We start from the raw sequence: 21,127 nt of genomic DNA, 5'->3' as shown, positions 1-21,127 counted from the left end.
GCTTCCCGCATCCCGCGCGGCAGCCACCGCCGAGGATCGCCCTTGCCCCGCCTTCGCCTTCTGGCCGCTTCCCTGCTGACCTGCACCACCCTCGCCCTGGTGGCCTGGCGCGCGCTGCCCTCGCCACTGGAGGACGTGCCCAGCAGCAGCCTGTTCGCACAGAACTGGGCCCGTGGCGGAGTCGTCCTGCTGGTCCGTCACATGGAGCGCTGCGACCGCTCCAGCGCCGAATGCCTGGGCGCCGCCGACGGCATCACCGAGCGTGCCGCCGCCCTGGCACGGAGCATGGGCGAGAGCATCACCCGCCTGGGCCTGACCGCCACCGACATCTACAGCAGCCCGGCCAACCGCACCATGCAGACCGCCGACCTGATGTTCGACCGCAGCGTGGCGCGCCAGGACTGGCTGCTCACCTGCAAGGACGGCGACCTCGCCGCGCAGATCCGCGAACACAAGGCCGAGCACCGCAACCTGGTGCTGGTCACCCACAGCGAATGCTTCGACCTCCTGCGCGAGAACCTCAAGGTGCGCGAGACCGACACGCCCGAGTACGGCAGCGCCCTGGTGCTGTTCGACGAGGCCCAGCCGCGGTTGCGCATCGCCGGCGAAGTCGAGACCGATGAATGGCTGAAGCTGGTGAACCCGCACAACCCGAGCTGAGGCCGCTGCCAGAAAGCGCTTTCTGTGCCATCTTCTTGCGATCGCTCCAAGGAGAGGCTCGATGCCCGCCCTGCTCACTAGCCACCCACTGTTCGCCGCCCCCATCCTGCTGCTGATCGACCTGCTGCTCTGGCGGCTGGTCGGCCCGGCCCATCCGCATTGGCGCCTGGCCGTGCGGCTGGTCGGCTTCCTGCTGTTCAGCCTGCTGCTGTTCAATGCCGGGATGAACCCGCTGCGCGCCGCACCCTGGGCGGACGACCTGCCCAGCCACATGGTCGCCACCGCCGTGCAGATCATCTGGTGGCTGTTCGCCGCGCGCTGCCTGACGGTCGTGCTGGGCTTCCTGCTGGTGCAGCGCATCGGCCATGGCGGGCGGTTGCTGCAGGATGTGGTCGGCGCGCTGATCTTCCTGGTCGCCATCATCGCTGCCGCCGGCTATGTGCTGGAGCTACCGGTGAAGGGCCTGCTGGCGACTTCCGGGGTGGTCGCCATCGTCCTCGGCCTCGCGCTGCAGAGCACCCTGAGCGACGTGTTCTCCGGCATCGTGCTGAACACCACCAAGCCGTACCAGCTGGACGACTGGATCTCCATCGACGGCATCGAGGGCAAGGTCACCGAGATCGACTGGCGCTCCACCTACCTGCAGACCTCCCAGGGCACGCTGGCCGTGGTGCCCAACTCCCTCGCCGCCAAGGCCAAGGTGCTCAACCTCAGCCGCCCGGCGAACCTGTATGGCGTCAGCGTGAGCCTGACGGTCAGCCCGCACATCCGCCCGCGCAAGGTGATCGAGGCGCTGGAGCACGCCCTCGGCGGCTGCCGCGCCCTGCTGGCCAACCCGGCGCCGGCGGTCAGCGTGCGCAAGTCCGCGCCCGATGGTGTGGAATACGAGATGAGCGGCTTCGTCGCCGCCATGGGCGAGAAGCGCGAGGTGCGCAACCAGTTGTTCGACCTTGCCTACCGCCACCTGCAGGCCGCCGGCATCAACCTGCTGGCCGAGGCCGACGCACCGATGCGCGAAAGCGCCTCGCGGGCGCGGGCGTTGCTGGTGCGCTCGGGGCTGTTCGATGCGCTGCGGGACGAGGAGCGTGACGAACTGGCCAGCCGCATGCAGCGCCGGCCCTTCAAGCAAGGGGAAGTGCTGCTGGCGCCGGGGGATGTCAGCGACCGCCTGCTGATCATCGACTCGGGCGTCGTCAGCGTCACCCTGCCCCAGGATGCCCAGAGCATCGAAGCCGGACGCATGGGGCCGGGCGAAGTCTTCGGCGAGGCCGGCGTGCTCACCGGCTCCGGCTGGCAGGCGCAATTCACCGCCATGAGCGACGGCGCGGCCTATTACATCGACAAGGAAACCCTGGCGCCCTGCATGGAAGCCCGCCAGGAGATCGCCGAGGCCATGGGCCGCCTGCTGGACTTCCGCCAGAAGGCCAGCGCCGCGCTGCTGGTCGAGCAACCCACAGTGGTGCAGCAGCGCGGGCTGATGGCCTGGCTCAGGCAGCACGCCGGGCGCCGCTACAAGGCCTGACCCGTCGCCGGGTCAGGCGCTGACTTCCTGCAGGCAATCCAGCGGCACCCAGCCGGCCTCGCCACCGGAGCGGACGCACCAGAGCCAGCCACCGAGCTCGCGGCCGCCTTCGAGCCGCTCACCGACCTCCACGTCGAGTTCGCGGGCGGTGTAGTCCTCCATCGCCACCCCGGCGCCTGGCGCGGTCATGTTGAACACCTGCGCCGGCACCCAGCCTTCGCGCTGCCCTGGCGTGGAGCAGAAGTACCAGTCTTCCCAGCCCTCGGCGCCTTCGTAGCGTTCGCCGACGAACAACGGCGCCCCCTTGGCGAAGGTGATGGGCGTGGGGTACTCGCTACGGTGGCGTTGAATCACTTCGTAGTGCATGTCTCTCTCCCGGCTCCCTCGACCGATCCATGCTACTCCTCACAACGCATCGTGGAAGATCACCCCGAGGGTGAAGCGCTCACCGGTATGCAGGCGGCTGACGCCATGGCGCAGGTTGACCCGGTGGTAGCCGCGCACGCCACGTACCGGCCGCTGGGCCACGGCGAACACCACGGCATCGCCCTGCCTGAGCGGCACCACGGCCACCCGCGACTGCATGCGCGGCCGCTGCTCGGTGAGGACGAACTCGCCGCCCTCGAACTCCTCGCCCGGTTGCGACAGCAGAATCGCCACCTGCAACGGGAAAGCCAGCTCCCCATACAGGTCCTGGTGCAGGCAGTTGTAATCGCCGGCGCGGTAGCGCAACAGCAAGGGCGTCGGCCGCCGCTGCCCGGCGGCATGGCAGTGAGCGAGGAAGCCGGCGTGCTCCGGCGGGTAATGGATACCGGTACCCATGCGCTCGTGCCAGCAGTTGGCGATGGCGCGCAGTGGCGGATAGAAGGCTCCGCGCAACGCCTGCAGCAGTACCGGCAAGGGATAGGCGAAGTAACGGTACTCACCGAGGCCGAAGTTGTGCCGGGCCATGATCACCCGGCTGCGAAACGGCTCGTCCTGGTCGTAGAGCGCGCGCAGGGCTTCGCATTGCGCCTTGTCGAGCAGGCCCGGGATCAATGCATGGGCGTCGGCGTCAAGGCGCCCAGCCAGCAGCGGCCAGTCCAGGGCAGCGATTCGATGGGCAAGGATGGGGATGACGGGCATCTTGAAGGTCCGTGGAAACCAGGCTCCAGTCTAGGTTCGCCCCTGCCCCAGCGCGCCCCGAGGCCGACTTTCAAACTGCCCCGCAGCGACGCATTGTAGAATCAACCACTCATTCTCGATCGAACACGGCCATGCCCCCCGAAGACCCGATCCTGCGGGACATTTCCCGCGTGACCCTGCAGCATTACCAGGAGCGCGCCGAAGCGTTTCGCGAAAGCACCTGGGACCACGATGTCACCCAAAACATCGCCGCGCTGCTGCGGCATATCCAGGGCGATGCGCCCTTCGCCCTGCTCGACTTTGGCTGTGGTCCTGGGCGTGACCTGTGTGCACTGAAGCGCCTGGGACATGAGCCAGTCGGCCTGGACGGCTGCGCCGACTTCGTCGCCATGGCCCGCGAGACCAGCGGCTGCGAGGTCTGGCAGCAGGACTTCCTGGCTCTCGACCTGCCCGCCGAGCGCTTCGACGGTATCTATGCCAATGCCAGCCTGTTCCACGTCCCGCGCAGTGAACTGCCACGGGTGCTCGGCCAGTTGCAGGCAGCGCTGAAGCCGGGTGGCGTGCTGTTCAGCTCCAACCCGCGCGGGGAGAATCAGGAGGGCTGGAATGGCGGGCGCTATGGCTCCTACCACGATCTGCAGAACTGGACGCGCTTGCTGGAAGCCGCGGGATTCCGCGAGCTGGAACACTACTACCGCCCCACCGGCCTGCCGCGCGAGCAGCAGCCCTGGCTGGCGAGTGTGTGGCGCAAGGTTTGACGGCTTACAGCAGCCGGAAGTGATTCGCGAGCAAGCTCGCTCCTCCAGGCCAATGTCGTTGCAACCGTGTAGGAGTGGGCTTGCTCGCGAACCCGCCTGACGTCCGGCCGAAGACCAGACGCTCTCATCTGGACGGCGCGGGCAGTATTACCCGCGCCGCTGCGGTCAGCCCTTCGCCGCCCAGGCGTTGAAGCGCTGCTCCAGGTCCTCGCCGTGGTCGACCCAGAACTCGAAGTTCACCGGGACAGCCTGTTCGAGGTTCGCCGGTGCGGTGTTCAGGCGCTCCACCAGCTTCGGATCGAGCAGCTTGGTAGTCCCCAGGTTCACCGAGCCGTAGCCCAGCTTCACCGTGTGGATCTTCTGCTGTTCGGGTTGGAGCGAGAAGGCGATGAAGTCCTCGGCGGCCTTCTTGTTCGGGCTGCCCTTGGGGATCGCCCAGGAGTCGATGGCATACAGGCTGCCATTCCACACCACCTTCATCGGCGCGCCCTCTTCCTGGGCGGCGAAGGCGCGGCCGTTGTAGGCGGTACTCATGGCCACGTCGCCGCTGGCGATGAACTGCATCGGCTGCGCGCCGGACTCCCACCACTGGATCGACGGCTTGATCTCATCGAGCTTCTTGAACGCGCGGTCCACGCCTTCTTTCGTCGCCAGCACCTTGTACAGGTCTTCCTTCTTCACGCCGTCGGCCAGCAGGGCGATCTCCAGAGTGTACTTGGCGCCCTTGCGCAGCGAGCGCTTGCCGGGGAATTTCCTGGTGTCCCAGAAGTCCGTCCAGCCGGTGGGGCCGTTGGCGAAGCGCTTGCCGTCGTAGACCATGGCCATCGACCAGACCAGCAGGCCGGCGCCACAGTCGGAGAGGGTGCCGGGCACGTAGTCCTCGGCCTTGCCGAGTACCGCCGGGTCGAGCTGCTCGAACAGGCCGTCCTCGCAGCCGCGCAGCAGCTCCGGGCCTTCCACCTGGACGACATCCCAGTTGACGCTGCCGGTGTCGACCATCGCCTTGATCTTGCCCATTTCGCCGTTGTACTCGCCGGCGATCACCTTCATGCCTTCCTTCTTCTCGAAGGGTTTGTAGAAGGCTTCGGTCTGTACATCCTTGCTGGTGCCGCCGAAGGAGATCACGGTCAGGTCAGCAGCCATGGCGCCGGACGCCACGCCCATGAGCAGGGCTCCCAGAATCGGGTTCTTCATTTCCACCTCTTGGCTTTGTTGTTGGCAGATTGCTTAAGCACGCAGGCGCCCGGCCTCTGCGGACCGGGGCACGATAACAGGGTCAGGTGCGGTAGACCGCCTCACCGTCCTCGATCAGGCGCAGCGCTGACTCCCAGGCCAGCAGGTGCAGGCCGTCGACCAGCGCTTCTTCTTCCTGCACGGCAACGCGCTCGCATACCGCGGGCGCCGGGTAGCGCAATTGGCGACCGCCGGCCAGGGCCTGGACTTGCGCCTGGCAGGCGCGCTCGAGGAAGTAGATCTGGTTGAAGGCTTCGGCGATGCAGCGCCCGGTGGCCAGCAGGCCGTGGTTGCGCAGGATCATCACCATGTGGCTGCCCAGGTCGTTGACCAGGCGCGAGCGCTCGTCCGGGTCCAGGGCGATGCCTTCGTAGTCGTGGTAGCCCAGGCGGTTGTAGAACTTCAGCGCGTGCTGGCTGATCGGCAGCAGGCCGTCTTCCTGGGCGGACACCGCGATGCCGGCGGCGGTGTGGGTGTGGATCACGCAGGCCACGTCTTCGCGGGCGGCGTGTACCGCGGAATGAATGTTGAAGCCGGCACGATTGACGCTTTTCGGGCCGAAGCGTGGATCGATGACATCGCCTGCATGGTCGACCTTGACCAGGTCGGAGGCGCGCATTTCGTGGAACAGCACGCCGTAGCGGTTGATCAGGTAGTGGCCCTTCTCGCCCGGCACCCGTGCGGAGATGTGGGTGTCGATGTGGTCGGTCCAGCGGAAGTGCGCGATCAGGCGATACAGCGCGGCGAGGTCGCAGCGGGCCTGCCACTCTTCGGCGGAAATACTCGACGGATCGATGTTGTAAGCTGTGTCACGCATGACGGGTGGTCCTTGTTGTTCTGTCAGGCTGTGCGGCGTATTGCCGCCGTCTGGGACCGAGTGTGCTGGGCGCGCCCCGCCCGCACCATGCACAGGCACCCTGGAGAATTTGCAGTGCTGTTATGGTCCACCGACCTGTACAGATCCTTCCTCACCAGAATCGGACCCTCGGATGCTGTTGCTCGACCCCACCTCGGACACTCCCCTGGTCACCCAGATCGTCGACGGCATCGCCCAGGCCATCGACGAGCAGCGCCTGCGTGCAGGCGCCAAGCTGCCCTCGATCCGCAAGTTCGCCCAGGCCAACGGCGTCAGCCACTTCACCGTGGTCGAGGCCTACGACCGGCTGGTGGCGCGCGGCTGCCTGAACGCGGTACCCAATGCCGGCTTCTACGTGCGCGGCCCGGCGCTCGAGGACAGCGCCAGCGCCGAGGCACCGACGGAATTCGACTTCGACGCGCACCTGCTGCTGCACAAGGTCTTCCAGCCGCTGGGCATGGAGATTCGCCCCGGCGTCGGCCTGCTGCCGGAACACTGGCTGGATGGCGAAGGCCTGCAGCGCGGGCTGCGCAGCCTGGCGCGGGAAGAGCCGACGCAGTTCGGCAACTACGGCCACAGCAAAGGCAACCTGAAGCTGCGCGGCAAGCTCGCCGACCGCATGGGCGACGCCGGCGTCGCCGCCAATCCCGAGCAGATCCTGCTGACCGCCGGCGCCAGCCAGGCGCTGGACCTCACCGTACGCTACCTGGTGCAGCGTGGTGATCCGGTGCTGGTGGACGAACCCGGCTACCACAACCTGTTCCTCAACCTGCGCCTGCAAGGTGCGCAACTGCTCGGCGTGCCGCGCAGCGCCGACGGGCTGGACCTCGACCGCCTGGAGCAACTGGCCCGCGAGAACCGGCCTAAGGTCTATTTCACCCAGGCGCGCCTGCAGAGCCCCACGGGCGGCAGCCTGTCCCTGGCCGCCGCGCACCGCCTGCTGCAACTGGCGGAAAGGTACGATTTCCTCATCGTCGAGAACGATATCTACGCCGACCTCGACCCGGCCGGCCAGATGCTGCTGGCCAACCTCGACCAGCTGGCGCGGGTGATCTACATCGGCAGCCTGTCGAAAGTCATTGCACCGGCACTGCGCACCGGTTTCATCGCCGCCCACCCGGAGCTGATCGAAGAGCTGGTGCCGCTGAAGATGGTCAGCGGCCTGACCAGCTCGGAACTCACCGAAACCCTGGCCCTGGACGTCCTCCTGCAAGGCCGCCACCGCAAGCACGTACGGCAGTTGCGCGACCAGCTTGGCGAAGCCCACGACAGCGTGGCGCGGCGCCTGGAAGCGGCCGGCCTGGAAGTCTTCCACGAACCCCGCGCCGGGTTGTTCCTCTGGGCCCGGCACCGCGCGGTGGACGATGCCACCCTGCTCGCCAGCCGCGCCAAGGAAGCGAAGATCCTGCTGTTCCCCGGCCAGCTGTTCATGCCCGATGGCCGCAGCGTGCCGTGGATGCGCTTCAACGTGGCGCATTCCCTGGATGAGCGGCTGTACGCTTTTCTTTCCCGGCAGGGCTGAAGACGGTCACAAAACTCGCGGCAGCCAAGTCCAAGGAAGAAGAGCCGGAATTTCCCCGGCCACGTCAGGAGGACACCGTGAAATTCCCAGCCATCGAACCCGAGCAACTGCAACGCGCCCGGCAGGGCGAACCCGCTGCCCTCGACGCACTGCTGCTGGCCTTGCAGGCGCCGGTGTACAACCTCGCCCTGCGCATCCTCGGCCGCCGCGAAGACGCCCAGGACGCCAGCCAGGAAATCCTCCTGCGCATCACCACGCACCTCGCCAGCTTCCGTGGCGACAGCCAGTTCTCCACCTGGGCCTTCCGCATCGCCAGCAATGCACTGCTGACCGCGCGCACCAAGGTCCGCGAGACGCCCACCGTGTCGCTGGACGCCCTGGCCGACAAGCTCGACCTCGGCCTGCGTCTGGCCCAGGTCAACGAGCGCCCGCTGGAGCCAGCGGACAAGCTGGCCGCCGAACGCATCGCACTGGCCTGCACCCAGGGCATGCTGATGTGCCTGGAGCGTGAACAGCGCCTGGCCTACGTGCTGGATATCGCCTTCGGCCTGGATTCGGAAACCGCCGCCGCCGTGCTGGAGGTCGAACCGGCGACCTACCGCAAGCGCCTGTCACGGGCGCGCCAGCGGCTGGACGACTTCATGCAACAGCATTGCGCTCTGGTGAATCCCCAGGCGCCCTGCTCCTGCGAGCGCCAGGCGCTGGCCCTGCCGGCCGGCGTGAACGACACCCGCAAGGCCGAAAGCGAACTGCTTGCCCTCACCCGCCTGGCCGACGCAGCGGCGGTATTCCGCGCGCACCCGGATTACCAGGTGCCGCAACGGGTGATCGAAACCGTGCGCGCCGTGCTGCAGCAGCACACCGGAGGCTGGCAATGAACGCTTTCGCCGATCTGGGCTATCCCGAGGGCTTCCAGCCACTGCAACGGCGCAACCCGCTGCTGGACCTGCTCGGTCCCTTCCTGGTGCGTGGCGAAGGCGATTCGCTGGAACTGGGCCTGCTGCTGGACGAACGCCACACCAACAGCCGCGGCGGCGTGCATGGCGGCATTCTCGCTACCCTGGCGGACATCGGCATGGGCTACGTCATGGCCTTCTCCGGCCAACCACCACAGCCGCTGGTCACCGCCAGCCTGACCCTGGACTACGTTTCCAGCGCCCAGGTCGGCGACTGGCTGAGCATCCGCCTGCTGCACAGCCGGCGCGGCAGGCAGATGGCTTTCGCCAATGCGCTACTGTCGGTGGACGACAAGGTGGTCGCCCAGGCCAGCGCGGTGTTCGCGGTGCCGGCGCAGCGCTGAGCCGCCGGATATCGCCGCAAATATCGCCAGAGTCCGCGCAAGGCCTTAGACTTGCCGCCCATCAGCAACCGCCAGCAAGAGATCACTATGGGCGCCCAGTGGAAAGCCAAACATAAAGAAGTCGCCGCCAACGCCAAGGGCCGCGTGTTCGGCAAACTGTCGAAGGAAATCATGATCGCCGCGCGCAATGGCGCCGACCCGGACATGAACCCGAAACTGCGCCTGGTCGTCGAGCAGGCGAAGAAGGCCTCGATGCCCCGCGATACCCTGGAGCGCGCGATCAAGAAGGGCGCCGGCCTGCTGGACGGCGCCGCCACCTTCGAGCGCGTGGTCTACGAAGGCTTCGCGCCGCACCGCGTGCCGGTGATCGTCGAGTGCCTGACCGACAACGTGAACCGCACCATCGCGGAAATCCGCGTGCTGTTCCGCAAGGGCCAGCTCGGCGCCTCCGGCTCGGTAGCCTGGGACTTCGATTACCTGGGCCTGGTCGAGGCCACCCCGGCCAGCGCTGACGCCGACCCGGAACTGGCCGCCATCGAGGCCGGCGCCCAGGACTTCGAGCCGGGCGAGGAAGACGGCGACACCCTGTTCCTCACCGACTCCACCGACCTTGACGCCGTCTGCCGCGCCCTGCCCGAGCACGGCTTCACCGTTGCCTCGGCCAAGCTCGGCTACAAGGCGAAGAACCCGGTCAGCCTGTCCGGCGCGGAACTGGAGGAAGTCGAAGCCTTCCTCGACGCACTGGACGGCAACGACGACGTGCAGAACCTTTACGTCGGCCTGGCGTAACGCAGAACGGGCGGCCCATTGGCCGCCCGTTTTCTTTGTAGACCGCGCATCCCGTAGGACGCATATCGCCCCAAGCGTTACCCGTCGTCCTGCATACGGCGGATGAATCGTACCGATTCACGCGCCCTACGCTTTCCGTCCCATCAACACTTCCTGGCTGCTCTCGGCCTTCTCCCGCAGGAAGTCCCAGGTCGTGCGCATCCGCGCGATGTCCTTGAGCTCCGTGGGCATCAGCATCCAGAACGTCCGCACGAACTCGATCTCGCCAGCCAGCACCGGCTGCAGCGACGGGTCTTCGCTCGCCGCGAACGCCGGCAGGATCGCCAGACCCGCGCCCTCCGCCACCGCCCGCTGCTGGGCGAGGATGCTGGTGCAGCGCAGCGCCATGTGCAACGGCCGGCCGATCTCGTCGAGGTATTGCAGTTCCTTGCTGTACAGCAGGTCGTCGACATAGCCCACCAGCGCGTGCTCGCGCAGGTCGTCGCGCGTGCGGATCGGCCCGCGTTCGGCCAGGTAGTCCTTCGAGGCGTAGAGCCGCAGCACGTAGTCGGTCAACCGGGTGATCAAGTAAGGACCGCGACCGGGCCGCTCCAGGGTGATCACGATGTCCGCCTCGTGACGTGACAGCTGTAGCGCACGCGGCACCGCCAGCAAATCGACGCCCAGGTGCGGGTGGCGCTGGTTCAGCTCCACCAGCTGCGAGGTCAGCAGCGTCGAACCGTAGCCCTCGGTAGCGCCGATGCGCACCTTGCCGGAGAGGTTGTCCTCGGTACCGGCCAGGCGTTTCTCGATCACCTTGCAGGCGCTTTCCATCGCCTCGGCCTGGGGCAACAGACCATGTCCGGCTTCGGTCAGCCGATAGCCGGCGGGCTCGCGCACCAGCAATTGTGCGCCGATGCTCTTTTCCAGTGCCTGCAGGCGCCGGGCCACCGTGGTGTGGTCCACGCCCAGGCGCCGCGCCGCTACCGTGAGTTTGCCGGCACGAGAGAGTTCGAGGAAAAACCGCAGGTTGTCCCAGTCCATGTGCGCTCCTGTGTGCGCCCTCTATCTGCAAAAATGCAGACCATACTTGCACATCACCTCATTGAGCACATCAAAAATGCACTGTTAGGATCGGACCACACAAGAACAAAGCCTTCAGGCTGGGAGAACCACGATGACTGCACCTGCCGTCCCGACCGTCAAACTCTTCCTCGACGGCAAGCCCGTCGAGTCCACCACCGCCGAATGGCGCGACGTGATCAACCCCGCCACCCAGGAAGTCCTCGCCCGCGTGCCCTTCGCCACGCCCGAAGAAGTCGAGCGCGCGGTGGCCAGCGCCAAGGCCGCGTTCAAGACCTGGAAGAAGACCCCCATCGGCGCCCGCGCACGAATCTTCCTCAAGTACCAGCAACTGATCCGCGAGAACATGAAGGAACTGGCGGCCATCCTCACCGCCGAACAGGGCAAGACCCTGCCCGACGCCGAAGGCGACGTGTTCCGCGGCCTGGAGGTGGTCGAGCACGCCTCGGCCATCGGCAACCTGCAACTGGGCGAGCTGGCCAACAACGTGGCCGGCGGTGTGGATACCTTCACGATCCTGCAGCCCATCGGCGTGTGCGCCGGCATCACCCCCTTCAACTTCCCGGCGATGATCCCGCTGTGGATGTTCCCGATGGCGATTGCCACCGGTAACACCTTCGTCCTCAAGCCCTCCGAACAGGACCCGATGGTGACCATGCGCCTGGTCGAACTGGCCCATGAGGCCGGCGTGCCGCCGGGTGTACTGAACGTCATCCATGGCGGCCCGGACGTGGTGAACGCCATCTGCGATCACCCGGACATCAAGGCCGTCTCCTTCGTTGGCTCGACCCGTGTCGGCACCCACGTCTACAACCGCGCCTCGCTGGCCGGCAAGCGCGTGCAGTGCATGATGGGCGCGAAGAACCACGCCGTGGTGCTGCCCGACGCCAATAAGGAACAGACGCTGAACGCCATTGCCGGCGCAGCTTTCGGCGCCGCCGGGCAACGCTGCATGGCAGTCTCGGTGGCGATCCTGGTGGGCGAAGCCAACGAATGGATTCCCGACCTGGTCGCCAAGGCCAGGACCCTGAAAGTGAGTGGCGGCACCGAGGCCAACACCGACGTCGGCCCGCTGGTTTCCTGCGCGGCGCTGGACCGCGTCAGCGGCCTGATCGAGCGCGGCACCCAGGAAGGCGCCACGTTGGAACTGGACGGCCGCAATCCGCAGGTCGTCGGCTACGGCAAGGGCAACTTCGTCGGCCCGACCGTGTTTTCCGGCGTTACCCCGCAGATGACCATCTACCGCGAGGAAATCTTCGGCCCGGTGCTTTGCGTCGTGTCGGTCAAGACCTTCGACGAGGCCATCGAGCTGATCAACGCCAACCCCAACGGCAACGGCACCGCGCTGTTCACCCGCTCCGGCGCTGCCGCACGGCACTTCAAGGAGGAAATCGACGTCGGCCAGGTGGGCATCAACGTGCCGATCCCGGTGCCGGTACCGCTGTTCTCCTTCACCGGCTCGCGCGGCTCCAAGCTCGGCGACCTCGGCCCATACGGCAAGCAGGTGGTGCAGTTCTACACCCAGACCAAGACCGTCACCGAACGCTGGTTCGACGAGAATGAGGTCGGTGGTGCGGTGAACACCACCATCAATCTGAAGTAAGACTGCCCGCCCGCCTGCCCCGAGCCGGCCCGGACTTCAGCAGGGATGCTGGTCCGGATTCGGCACCACGCGGGCGGGCACCCTTTCCGGCGCTCCGACCACGGAGCGCTTCCAGTACAAGAAGAAGAGGAAATCCCCATGCGCATCGGTTTCATCGGACTCGGCAACATGGGCGGGCCCATGGCCGCCAACCTGCTCAAGGCCGGCTTCGACCTGAGCGTCTTCGATCTTTCCGCCAAGGCCGTGGAGGCCGCCGTAGCCTTGGGCGCACGCGCGCTCGGCTCGCCAGCCGAAGTGGCTCGCGACGACGTCGAGGTGATCATCACCATGCTGCCGGCCGCCGCCCATGTGAAGCAGGTGTTCCTCGGCGACGATGGCCTGCTGGCCAACGTGCAATCCGGCGTGTTGCTGATCGATTCGTCCACCATCGACCCGCTGAACGCCCGCGAGGTCTCCGCCGCCGCCCTCGCCCACGGCAACCCCATGCTCGATGCCCCGGTTTCCGGCGGGACGGCTGGCGCCGCAGCGGGCACCCTGACCTTCATGGTCGGCGGCGAGCAGGCCGACTTCGAGCGCGCCCGCCCGGTGCTGGCCGCCATGGGCAAGAACCTCGTGCACTGCGGTGGCGCCGGCAACGGCCAGGTGGCCAAGGTGGCGAACAACCTGCTGCTGGGTATCTCCATGATCGGCGTAGCGGAAGCCATGTCCCTGGGCGTGAAGCTGGGTATGGACGCCGAAGTGCTGGCCGGCATCATCAACACCTCCAGCGGCCGCTGCTGGGCCTCGGAGATCAACAACCCGCTCACCGGGGCCCCGGCGGCGCGCGGCTACAGCGGCGGCTTCGGCACCGACCTGATGCTCAAGGACCTGGGCCTGGCCAGCGAGGCCGCGCGACAGATCCGCCAGCCGGTGCTGCTTGGCGCATTGGCCCAGCAGCTGTTCCAGACCTTCAGCAACCAGGGCAACGGCCAGCTGGACTTCTCGGCGATCGTGAAGCTGTACCAACAGGGCTAGGTCCGCCAGGGCGTTCCGCTTTTCTGTAGGAGCGAGCTTGCTCGCGAACCTCTTCGCTTCGAGGCCGGTTCGCGAGCAGGCTCGCCCCTACAAAGGTCCCACTCCGCGACACGTCGCCCAAGCCTTCATCTCGGCTATCATGCGCGCTCCGCCCCACCGGATGCCGCCGCATGATCCTCCGCCCGCAAACCCCGACACTCTGGGTCCTGCTGTTCTCGCTCAAGGGATCGATCATCCCGGCCATCTGGCGCAAGGTGCTCTACACCGTGCTGCTGAGTTCCCTGGTGGTGGCCACCCACGGCACGCTCTACCACTACAAGGTGATCATCACCTCTACGCCGTTCACGCTCTGGGGCCTGACACTGGCGATCTTCCTCGGCTTTCGCAACAACGTCGCCTACCAGCGCTTCTGGGAGGCGCGCACGCTCTGGGGCGAGCTGCTGATCGTGACGCGCAACCTGGCGCGGCAGACCCGTTCGCTGCTGCCCGACCTCGATGCCGATGGCCGCCGCCAGCTGTGCAAGCCGCTGATCGCCTTCGGCTACACCCTGCGCGACCAGCTGCGCGGCACCGAACAAGGCGACGACGTGAAACGTGTGCTGGGCGACGCCGCCGCGGCATTCGCCCATCGCCGCAACCCGGCAAACGCCCTGCTGGCGGACCTTGGCCAGCGCTTCGCCGACCAGGGCCGCGCGGCGGGCGCCAGCGACATCACCCTGGCCGCCATCGACCAGCAGATGACCCGCCTGTCGTACGTGCTGGGCGGCTGCGAGCGGATCAGCAACACGCCGATTCCCTACCCCTACATTCTGATGCTGCACCGCATCGTGCACGTCTACTGCTTCCTGCTGCCTTTCTGCCTGGTGGACAGCATCGGCTGGTTCACTCCGCTGGCCGTCTGCGTGCTGGCCTACACCTTCTTCGGCCTGGATGCCCTGGGCGACCAGATTGCCGACCCGTTCGATACCCAACCCAACGATCTGCCGCTGGACGCCATGAGCCGCAACCTGGAAATCACCGTGCTGGAAATCCTCGGTGAAACCGACCTGCCCGAACCGCTGAAACCGGTGGATGGCCTGCTGCTCTGAGCCAGCCCTGAGGACCCGAGAATGAGCCATCTGAAAGACGTACCGCTGAACAAGGCCTACCTGCTGCTCAACCACGGCCCGAGCACCATCGTCACCTGCGAGCACCAGGGCACGGCCAACGTCATGGCCGCCGCCTGGGTCATGCCGCTGGACTTCGACCCGCCCAAGCTGATGCTGGTGCTCGACCGCAACACCTGGTCACGTCATCTGGTGGAAGGCTCCGGCGCTTTCGTCATCCAGCTGCCAACGCGCCAGCAGGCCGAGCTGACCCTGGCGGTGGGATCGAGCAACGGCGGCGAGGGCAACAAGTTCGAGCAACTGGACATTGGCGTTTCGCGTGCGAAGCAGGTCGACGCACCGGTGGTCGATGGCTGTATCGCCTACCTGGAATGCAAGGTGATCAGCGAGCCGCACAACCAGGAGAAATACGACCTGTTCATCGCCGAGGTGGTCGCCGCCTACGCCGATGAGCGCGCCTTCTCCAACGGTCGCTGGCATTTCCCCAGCGACGAGTTGCGCACGATCCATTACCAGGCCGGCGGCGCCTTCTTCGCCACTGGCGAGGCGTTCCAGGTCAGCCGGGGCTGACCGGCTGCCAGGCGGCCGGCGCCGAGCCCAGCTCGGAGGCCGGCAACTCCCAGAAGAGCGGCGAACCGGCGACCTGCAACGGCGGGCGCAGGCGGCGCGCATGGCCCCAGGGCGTGGCTTCGATGCCCGGCGCCAGATCGGCCGCGGTTTCCGCCCCCAGCTCCGCCTGGCTTGGCGGCGCGGCACCCGCCTCCAGCAGGAACTGCGCTGTCCGCGCCAGCGACAGCCGCCAACGGCTGCCCCGGCCGCTGCGCCGGCGCTCGGCCAGCCCGCGCAAGGCGGCGGCAGCAATCAGGTAGCCGGTCGCGTGGTCGAGCGCCTGAACGGGCAAGGGTACGGGCTTTTCCTCGCCACGCCACACGCGCCCAGCTTCGGCAATGCCGCTGCTCATCTGCACCAGGCTGTCGAAGCCGCGTCTTTCGCACCATGGGCCGGACCAGCCATAGGCATTCAGGCTGACGTCCACCAGCCCCGGTGCGATGGTGCGGCGCACGTCGGCACCGAAACCCAGGCGTTCCAGGGCATCGGCCCGATAGCCGTGGACCAGAACGTCGGCGCTGGCGAGCAGCGCCTGGAAACGCTCGCGACCTGCCGGCTGGCGCAGGTCCAGCCGCGCGCACTGCTTGCCCAGGGTGACTTCCGGCACCACGCCGGGCTCATCCCAGTCCGGCGGGTCGATGCGCAGTACCTCGGCACCGAAGCCGGCGAGGAATCGGGTGGCGACCGGGCCGGCCAGTACACGGGTCAGATCCAGCACCCGCAGGCCGGCCAGCGGGCGTTCGCGGTCGATCTCGATGTCCAGGGAGGGTCCGGACACCAGTTGGATATCGCGCAACACGAGAGGCTCGCGAGCCACGGCGATGCCTTGCGGGTGCTGTTTCCAGGCATCCCATGAGCGCATCTCGGCCGCGCAGCCGCCCTCCCTGACGATCGCCAGTTCCAGCTCGCCCGCCGCCCAACCGGCCACCGCGCTGGCGACCTGATCGCGCTGATTCTCGACGCCGAGGACCCGGAGTGCGGCGGCGCGGTGGTGCGGCGCATTGGTGTGCAGGCGAATCCAGCCGTCGCGTGTGCGGTAGTTACCGGCAATGGCATCCCAGAGGTCGGGCACTGTCCAGCCCTGAGGCCGCAAGGAGGTGGAGAACCAGAAGGAGGCCAAACGGCGGTCCACGACCATGGAGGTCGCCGTGCCACCTTCCGGCTCCAGCCACTCGCCCAGTGCCAGCCCGGCGCTGGCGATGCTGGCGGCGGCCAGCTCGGTGACGAAGAATGCCGAAGGCAGGGAGCCTTCGCTGCGAGGGGCCAGGTGGCTCAGGCGTTCGGCCTGGCCGCCGAGGGCTGTCCAAAGTCGTTCCGCAAGAACCCGCTGCATCTCTATCTCCGCCTTTCCGTGGAGCTTCACCTTAGCCGCAGAGCGTCTGGCGGGCGAGCCGACCTTGGTCGGCAGGCAATAAAAAGCCCGCAATCAAGCGGGCTTTTCGATGGGGAGCTAATCCCTTAGCTGGTTTTCATCCTCTGCCCCTGGGTGTGAAAAAAACGTGAAGAGAGGGCCAGCCGAAACATTTTGTCGGAGATCGGATTTCTGGAAGCTGATGCTCAGCTCGAATAGTCCAGCGCGGTCCAGACGCGGCTGAGCCCATCGCTGATCCGGCAGCCCGAAAGGTCGTCCGCTTCGCCCTGCGGGGACAGCCGCACGGTGGAGTCGCCCTCGCCTTCGGTCAACCATTGCAGGCGCCCGCAGTTGGGCGTGTCGATCACGTAGCTGGCAGCGATCGCCGAGCGCTCCTTCGGCAGACGGATGGCATCGCGTACCGTGCCGCGCTCCTCGATGCGCTTGCCGTCAGCCACCAGAACGGCCCAGGCCTCCTTGCCCTCGATGATGAGGTAGGCGCCATTGGCGCGCGGGACATCCGCCTGGGGCTGGGCGCAACCCGCAAGCATCGCCAGACCGGCACAAAGCATCAGTTTCTGCAGCATCGCCATCGCTCCTGTTCGTCGAGCAATGCCCGCCAGGCCACTGGCGACGGGCACTTCAAGGTTTCTGTCAGACCGCGAGAGGGATACTAGGAGAAAATACTGTTCATGCATACAGTATTTTGCGAAAATTTTTTAAACCTCGACGAAAGGCCATAGTCCATTAGCTACGTCGATCACCTCGAATCACAGGGCATGGGCCTGAAACCCATTGAGGAGCAAGCGATGGTGAGTATCCATCAGCTGAAGTACACCGTGAACCACATGGCCATCGAGGAAGTCAGCGAGGCCGTGGCGGAACTGCTGTTGGAGGGGTTGGTCACAGAGGGCAAGACGCCTTTCAGCCGTACCCACTTCAACCTGTGCTTCGCGGAAATCGAGGCCCTGATGCAGCGCGCCGGCTATCACCGCCCGCTGGATGTGGTGGGTTACCAGGGCCAGGCCTACGCCATGTTCGACCCCAGCCGCTGGGATGCCGTGGAGGTGCTGCGCTGGCTGAAGGAGTACGTCGAGGAATCGAAGGCGCTCAGCACTGCCTGAGTGCGCAGGCGTTTTCGCAGGTTGCGGTTGCGGGAGCAGCGACTTGCGAAGGCCTATCAGGCGCACTAATGTCCCATGCACTTTTCCCGCTTGCCGAATCAAGGACGATTCCATGAGCGCCTCTTCCGACGACAGCTGGCTCTGGGCCTACCGCAAACTCCGTAGCTGGGATGTGGGCCGGGTCAGCTCGGCGTTTCTCGCCACACTCTTCCATTGGCGCGGCGATACCGGGCTGTTCTACAGCCACGGCGGCCTGCGTAAATCCCGCCTGACGCGCGACGACCTGGTCGACTGACCCGGCTCACTGCTGCTGATAATTGCCGTTGCCTCGCGGATAGACCGCGCCATTGGGGTATTCGATGCTCTGTCGGATGCCGCCGCTGCCCTGGTCGATGATGACCGAGTTCGAACGCGTCTCGCCGTAGCCACTGGGCACCCGCACGCCACCATAGCTGTCATTGCGTTGCCAGCTGGACGAGCTGCCTACGCTACCGCTTGCCCCCGGGCTGACATAGATGCGCTGGATCACCGGCGGCGACTGCTGCCATTGCGTCTGGTTCTGATAGCGCGGCGTACTTTGCGATTGCGCCTCCTGCCCGGTGAACTTCTGCGCGAAGGCTGGCATCGCCAGTGCGAAGCAGGCGATGGCCGCCAAGGTTCTGCGCTCAATCATGATGATCATCCCGGATGACGGAAAGGTTCAGCTTACCAAGCCTTGTGCACCTCGAGCAGGCCGCGCAAACAGATAAATTTAATCTTTTTATATCAATGACTTGCAAGAATATATTGATATCAAATCTCTGATATATGCCCCGCAAGATGCACGACAGATGCGGCCGCCACCCGCAGCAGGGGAAAACTCATTAAAACATCGTAATAGCGCTTGTTCTTAAAGTAATTTATAAAAATTAATTTACTTTAAAATCATGATGTTACGAGTCATTTATGAAGCAAGTTGAAAAGATTGGAAGCTCCATTGCCAAGCGTTCCCAGTCGCCATAAGCCCTGCGCACCACGTCGGGCGTTTCTCGTCACGCCACAGCCTTGCCATTCCATTGCCACGATTGGCAATTCTTTCTCAATCAGTAAGATGCAGCGACTTTCGTAAGGAATGCCTCATGTTCGGACGCTGCCTGGCCCTGCTGCTGATCCTCGCTGTTCCCACCGTTGCCTCTGCTGCCGCCCCGCGCACCTTCGAGGAAGCCAAGAAGGTCGGGCGCAAGCTGTACGCCCGCCAATCGGTGGAGTTCTATTGCGGCTGCCGCTACAACGGCACCAAGGTCGACCTGAAGAGCTGCGGCTACACCCCGCGCAAGAATGCCAACCGCGCCTCGCGCATCGAGTGGGAGCACATCGTTCCCGCCTGGGTGATCGGCCACCAGCGCCAATGCTGGCAGAGCGGCGGGCGCAAGAACTGCTCGCGCAATGACCGGGTGTACCAGAAGGCCGAGGCGGACCTGCACAACCTGGTGCCGAGCATCGGCGAGGTGAACGGCGACCGCGCCAACTACAGCTTCGGCTGGCTGCAGCAAAAGCCCTCGCAGTACGGCGCCTGCCCGATGGTGGTGGATTTCAAGGCACGCAAGGCCATGCCCCGCCCGCAGATTCGCGGCATGATCGCCCGCACCTACTTCTATATGAGCGACCGCTACGGCCTGAAGCTCTCCAACCAGGACCGCCAACTGTTCACCGCCTGGAGCAAGCAGTACCCGGTGGAAGCCTGGGAGCGCCAGCGCAACCAGATGGTCGGCTGCGTAATGGGCTGGGGCAATCCCTACGTCGGCCCGATCGAGAACGATCGCTGTCCGGCGCCGAAAGTGGCCTGGCGCTGAAGCCTGGCGACAGCCGCAGATACCCGCAGTAGACTCCGACGGCCGTCCACCGTGACGAGCTCACCTTCATCTGTCTGGAGTACGCAGCATGTCCCTCTCGATCTACCAGGCTTCCGTTCCCGTCTTCATCCGCATGCTCGGCAATCTCTCGGCGATTCTCGCCAAGGCCGCCACCCATGCCGAAGCCAAGTCCATCGACCCTTCCGTCCTGATCAACGCCCGTCTCGCCCCGGACATGTTCGCCCTGGGGCGCCAGGTGCAGATAGCCTCCGACTCCGCCAAAGGCGCCGGCGCGCGCCTGGCCGGTGTCGAGGTGCCGAGCTTCGCCGATGACGAAACCACCTTCGCAGAGCTGCAAGCGCGCATCGCGAAGACCATCGACTTCCTCAAGTCCCTGAAGCCCGAGCAGTTCGAAGGCGCCGAAAACCGCACCATCGAGCTGAAGCTGCGTACTCGCGAAGTCAGCTTCAAGGGCTCGGACTTCCTGCTCGGGTTCGTCAACCCGAACTTCTATTTCCACATCACCACGGCCTACGACATCCTCCGCCACAATGGCGTGGAAGTCGGCAAGATGGACTATCTCGGCGGCGTCTGACCGCCCTGGGCGCCGGCATCCCGGCGCCTTTTCAGCCGCGCGGCAGGGGCAACGTGGTGGTGGACTTGATCTCCGAGAGCGCCACGATGGAGTTGATCTCCTGCACGCCCGGCACCTGGGACAGTCGCTCGAAGAAGAAGCGCTCGTAAGCCTCCACATCCTCCGTCACGATGCGCAGCATGAAGTCGACCGCGCCCATCAGGACGTGGCACTCCAGCACCTCGGGGAACTCCTGCATGGCCTGCGCAAAATCCGTCAGGTGATTGCGCCCATGGGCGTTGAGTTTCACCTGGGCGAATATCTGGGTGTTCAGGCCGATCTTCTTGCGATCCAGCAGAGTCACCTGCTTGCGGATCACACCCTCGTCCTTCAATCGCTGAATTCGGCGCCAGCACGGCGATTGCGACAGGCCGATGCGCTCAGCGATCTGGGCCGTCGAAAGCGTTGCCTCCTCCTGCAGCAACTCGAGGATCCTGCGGTCTTGGGCATCCAGCGATATGGGCATATACAAATCTCAAATATCAGCAAGAAAGACTTATTAATGCACAAATAAGTCACCTATTGCAGAAATCAGGCAAATAATTCCTCCGGCGCGCCCGCAGAATATTCTTCACCTCTCCTGCATCGGCCAGCCGCCATGACGCTCCCCGCACTCCAACTCGTCGAACTCTCCCCGCTCCCACAAGACCGCCCCGTCCCCACCGAAGTGGCCGCCGACGTGCGCTACCTGATTCGCGCCGAGATCGATGCCGACATTCTCTGTCGCCTGCTGAACCAGTTTGCACTGCAGGGCCACGTACCGGCCGAGGTGGAATCCTCCCGTCGGGAAGACTGGCTGGACATCGCCCTGCGCGTGAACACGCTGCCGCGCTATCGCGCCGAGGTGATCGCCCAGCGCATGCGCGGAATGGTCAGCGTGTGCTCGGTGGACCTGCATGTGCAGGGAGCAGAAACTGTCCTTTCAGCGACATAAGCTGACTTTCTGGCGTTAGCCGGCACATCCTCGCAGGCTTAGAGTGCGAACCTGACCTTTGTGGTCTTTCACACACAACAACGACGAGAGATG

Annotated in this window: 25 protein-coding genes; 16 read left to right on the top strand and 9 right to left on the bottom strand. The window is 65.6% G+C overall.

The features are described 5' to 3' along the window. The first annotated feature begins 42 nt into the window (after window positions 1-42). Window positions 43-660, top strand: a complete 618-nt coding sequence (gene pmrG / locus PNI01S_RS22700) for a lipopolysaccharide core heptose(II)-phosphate phosphatase PmrG (protein ID WP_084359245.1) — start codon at window positions 43-45, stop codon at window positions 658-660. Window positions 661-721: 61 nt separating this feature from the next. Continuing rightward, a complete protein-coding gene (locus PNI01S_RS22695; RefSeq protein WP_024764412.1) occupies window positions 722-2,182 on the top strand; it encodes a mechanosensitive ion channel domain-containing protein in 1,461 nt (486 codons plus the stop codon). 12 nt (window positions 2,183-2,194) lie between these two features. Here the strand turns inward: PNI01S_RS22695 and PNI01S_RS22690 are convergent, their stop codons facing one another. Both PNI01S_RS22690 and PNI01S_RS22685 read right to left on the bottom strand, forming a co-directional pair. Further along, entirely contained in the window at window positions 2,195-2,548 is a 354-nt protein-coding gene (locus PNI01S_RS22690) for an SH3 domain-containing protein (RefSeq protein ID WP_024764411.1), read from the bottom strand. 39 nt (window positions 2,549-2,587) lie between these two features. Next, window positions 2,588-3,307, bottom strand: a complete 720-nt coding sequence (locus PNI01S_RS22685) for a 2OG-Fe(II) oxygenase (protein WP_084359243.1) — start codon at window positions 3,305-3,307, stop codon at window positions 2,588-2,590. Window positions 3,308-3,438: 131 nt separating this feature from the next. On the opposite strand from PNI01S_RS22685, the gene PNI01S_RS22680 reads away from it, so the two are divergent. Beyond that, entirely contained in the window at window positions 3,439-4,065 is a 627-nt protein-coding gene (locus PNI01S_RS22680) for a class I SAM-dependent methyltransferase (RefSeq protein ID WP_084359240.1), read from the top strand. A 165-nt stretch (window positions 4,066-4,230) separates the two neighbouring features. On the opposite strand, the gene PNI01S_RS22675 is transcribed toward PNI01S_RS22680, so the two are convergent. Further along, the gene (locus PNI01S_RS22675; RefSeq protein WP_037010567.1) at window positions 4,231-5,259 is read right to left on the bottom strand and encodes an ABC transporter substrate-binding protein; all 1,029 of its coding nucleotides are present in this window, start codon (window positions 5,257-5,259) and stop codon (window positions 4,231-4,233) included. An 82-nt stretch (window positions 5,260-5,341) separates the two neighbouring features. Beyond that, window positions 5,342-6,115: a class II aldolase/adducin family protein gene (locus PNI01S_RS22670; protein WP_084359238.1), complete on the bottom strand. Its 774-nt coding sequence runs from the start codon at window positions 6,113-6,115 to the stop codon at window positions 5,342-5,344. A gap of 172 nt (window positions 6,116-6,287) precedes the next feature. On the opposite strand from PNI01S_RS22670, the gene PNI01S_RS22665 reads away from it, so the two are divergent. From PNI01S_RS22665 to PNI01S_RS22650, 4 genes are all read left to right on the top strand, one after another. Beyond that, window positions 6,288-7,676 (top strand): aminotransferase-like domain-containing protein, encoded by a 1,389-nt coding sequence (locus PNI01S_RS22665; protein WP_084359236.1) that lies wholly within the window; start codon window positions 6,288-6,290, stop codon window positions 7,674-7,676. Window positions 7,677-7,753: 77 nt separating this feature from the next. Next, window positions 7,754-8,554, top strand: a complete 801-nt coding sequence (locus tag PNI01S_RS22660; RefSeq protein WP_159457351.1) for an RNA polymerase sigma factor — start codon at window positions 7,754-7,756, stop codon at window positions 8,552-8,554. Next, window positions 8,551-8,976 (top strand): PaaI family thioesterase, encoded by a 426-nt coding sequence (locus tag PNI01S_RS22655; RefSeq protein ID WP_084359232.1) that lies wholly within the window; start codon window positions 8,551-8,553, stop codon window positions 8,974-8,976. The genes PNI01S_RS22660 and PNI01S_RS22655 overlap by 4 nt, the downstream gene beginning before the upstream one ends. An 87-nt stretch (window positions 8,977-9,063) precedes the next feature. Further along, a complete protein-coding gene (locus tag PNI01S_RS22650; RefSeq protein WP_024764403.1) occupies window positions 9,064-9,765 on the top strand; it encodes a YebC/PmpR family DNA-binding transcriptional regulator in 702 nt (233 codons plus the stop codon). Window positions 9,766-9,891: 126 nt separating this feature from the next. Here the strand turns inward: PNI01S_RS22650 and PNI01S_RS22645 are convergent, their stop codons facing one another. Then, entirely contained in the window at window positions 9,892-10,788 is an 897-nt protein-coding gene (locus PNI01S_RS22645) for a LysR family transcriptional regulator (protein WP_024764402.1), read from the bottom strand. Window positions 10,789-10,921: 133 nt separating this feature from the next. Here PNI01S_RS22645 and PNI01S_RS22640 point away from each other — a divergent pair, with 133 nt between their 5' ends. The 4 genes from PNI01S_RS22640 (at window position 10,922) to PNI01S_RS22625 (ending at window position 15,120) form a co-directional block, all read left to right on the top strand. After that, window positions 10,922-12,430, top strand: a complete 1,509-nt coding sequence (locus PNI01S_RS22640) for a CoA-acylating methylmalonate-semialdehyde dehydrogenase (protein WP_024764401.1) — start codon at window positions 10,922-10,924, stop codon at window positions 12,428-12,430. Between the two features lie 138 nt (window positions 12,431-12,568). Continuing rightward, window positions 12,569-13,444 (top strand): 3-hydroxyisobutyrate dehydrogenase, encoded by an 876-nt coding sequence (gene mmsB, locus PNI01S_RS22635; RefSeq protein WP_024764400.1) that lies wholly within the window; start codon window positions 12,569-12,571, stop codon window positions 13,442-13,444. 170 nt (window positions 13,445-13,614) lie between these two features. Next, window positions 13,615-14,532 (top strand): bestrophin family protein, encoded by a 918-nt coding sequence (locus PNI01S_RS22630; RefSeq protein ID WP_024764399.1) that lies wholly within the window; start codon window positions 13,615-13,617, stop codon window positions 14,530-14,532. A gap of 21 nt (window positions 14,533-14,553) precedes the next feature. Beyond that, on the top strand, window positions 14,554-15,120 hold the full coding sequence (locus PNI01S_RS22625; protein WP_024764398.1) for a flavin reductase family protein: 567 nt from the start codon (window positions 14,554-14,556) through the stop codon (window positions 15,118-15,120). Here PNI01S_RS22625 and PNI01S_RS22620 read toward each other — a convergent pair. Both PNI01S_RS22620 and PNI01S_RS22615 read right to left on the bottom strand, forming a co-directional pair. Next, window positions 15,107-16,492: a CoA transferase gene (locus PNI01S_RS22620; protein ID WP_038803669.1), complete on the bottom strand. Its 1,386-nt coding sequence runs from the start codon at window positions 16,490-16,492 to the stop codon at window positions 15,107-15,109. The genes PNI01S_RS22625 and PNI01S_RS22620 overlap by 14 nt on opposite strands. 224 nt (window positions 16,493-16,716) lie before the next feature. Further along, the gene (locus PNI01S_RS22615) at window positions 16,717-17,097 is read right to left on the bottom strand and encodes a hypothetical protein (RefSeq protein WP_024767175.1); all 381 of its coding nucleotides are present in this window, start codon (window positions 17,095-17,097) and stop codon (window positions 16,717-16,719) included. Window positions 17,098-17,319: 222 nt separating this feature from the next. On the opposite strand from PNI01S_RS22615, the gene PNI01S_RS22610 reads away from it, so the two are divergent. Next, window positions 17,320-17,634, top strand: a complete 315-nt coding sequence (locus PNI01S_RS22610; protein WP_024767174.1) for a hypothetical protein — start codon at window positions 17,320-17,322, stop codon at window positions 17,632-17,634. 112 nt (window positions 17,635-17,746) lie between these two features. Beyond that, a complete protein-coding gene (locus tag PNI01S_RS22605; RefSeq protein WP_024767173.1) occupies window positions 17,747-17,929 on the top strand; it encodes a hypothetical protein in 183 nt (60 codons plus the stop codon). 6 nt (window positions 17,930-17,935) lie between these two features. On the opposite strand, the gene PNI01S_RS22600 is transcribed toward PNI01S_RS22605, so the two are convergent. Then, window positions 17,936-18,307, bottom strand: a complete 372-nt coding sequence (locus tag PNI01S_RS22600) for a hypothetical protein (RefSeq protein WP_143514268.1) — start codon at window positions 18,305-18,307, stop codon at window positions 17,936-17,938. A gap of 445 nt (window positions 18,308-18,752) precedes the next feature. Here PNI01S_RS22600 and PNI01S_RS22595 point away from each other — a divergent pair, with 445 nt between their 5' ends. Both PNI01S_RS22595 and PNI01S_RS22590 read left to right on the top strand, forming a co-directional pair. Then, window positions 18,753-19,466: an endonuclease gene (locus tag PNI01S_RS22595; protein ID WP_037009886.1), complete on the top strand. Its 714-nt coding sequence runs from the start codon at window positions 18,753-18,755 to the stop codon at window positions 19,464-19,466. Between the two features lie 88 nt (window positions 19,467-19,554). Beyond that, window positions 19,555-20,061, top strand: coding sequence for a DUF1993 domain-containing protein (locus PNI01S_RS22590; protein WP_024767171.1), 507 nt, complete (start codon window positions 19,555-19,557; stop codon window positions 20,059-20,061). 31 nt (window positions 20,062-20,092) lie between these two features. On the opposite strand, the gene PNI01S_RS22585 is transcribed toward PNI01S_RS22590, so the two are convergent. Then, window positions 20,093-20,566 carry an Lrp/AsnC family transcriptional regulator gene (locus PNI01S_RS22585; protein ID WP_084359228.1) on the bottom strand — a complete coding sequence of 158 codons (474 nt, stop codon included), beginning with the start codon at window positions 20,564-20,566 and terminating at the stop codon, window positions 20,093-20,095. Window positions 20,567-20,698: 132 nt separating this feature from the next. Here PNI01S_RS22585 and PNI01S_RS22580 point away from each other — a divergent pair, with 132 nt between their 5' ends. Beyond that, window positions 20,699-21,034, top strand: a complete 336-nt coding sequence (locus PNI01S_RS22580) for an ACT-like domain-containing protein (protein WP_084359226.1) — start codon at window positions 20,699-20,701, stop codon at window positions 21,032-21,034. The last annotated feature ends 93 nt before the right edge of the window (window positions 21,035-21,127 follow it).

The sequence above is a fragment of the Pseudomonas nitroreducens NBRC 12694 genome (genome assembly GCF_002091755.1).
Classification (GTDB): domain Bacteria; phylum Pseudomonadota; class Gammaproteobacteria; order Pseudomonadales; family Pseudomonadaceae; genus Pseudomonas; species Pseudomonas nitroreducens.
The sequence above is the reverse complement of the archived record's forward strand: the minus strand, read 5'-3'. Positions and strand labels throughout refer to the sequence as shown.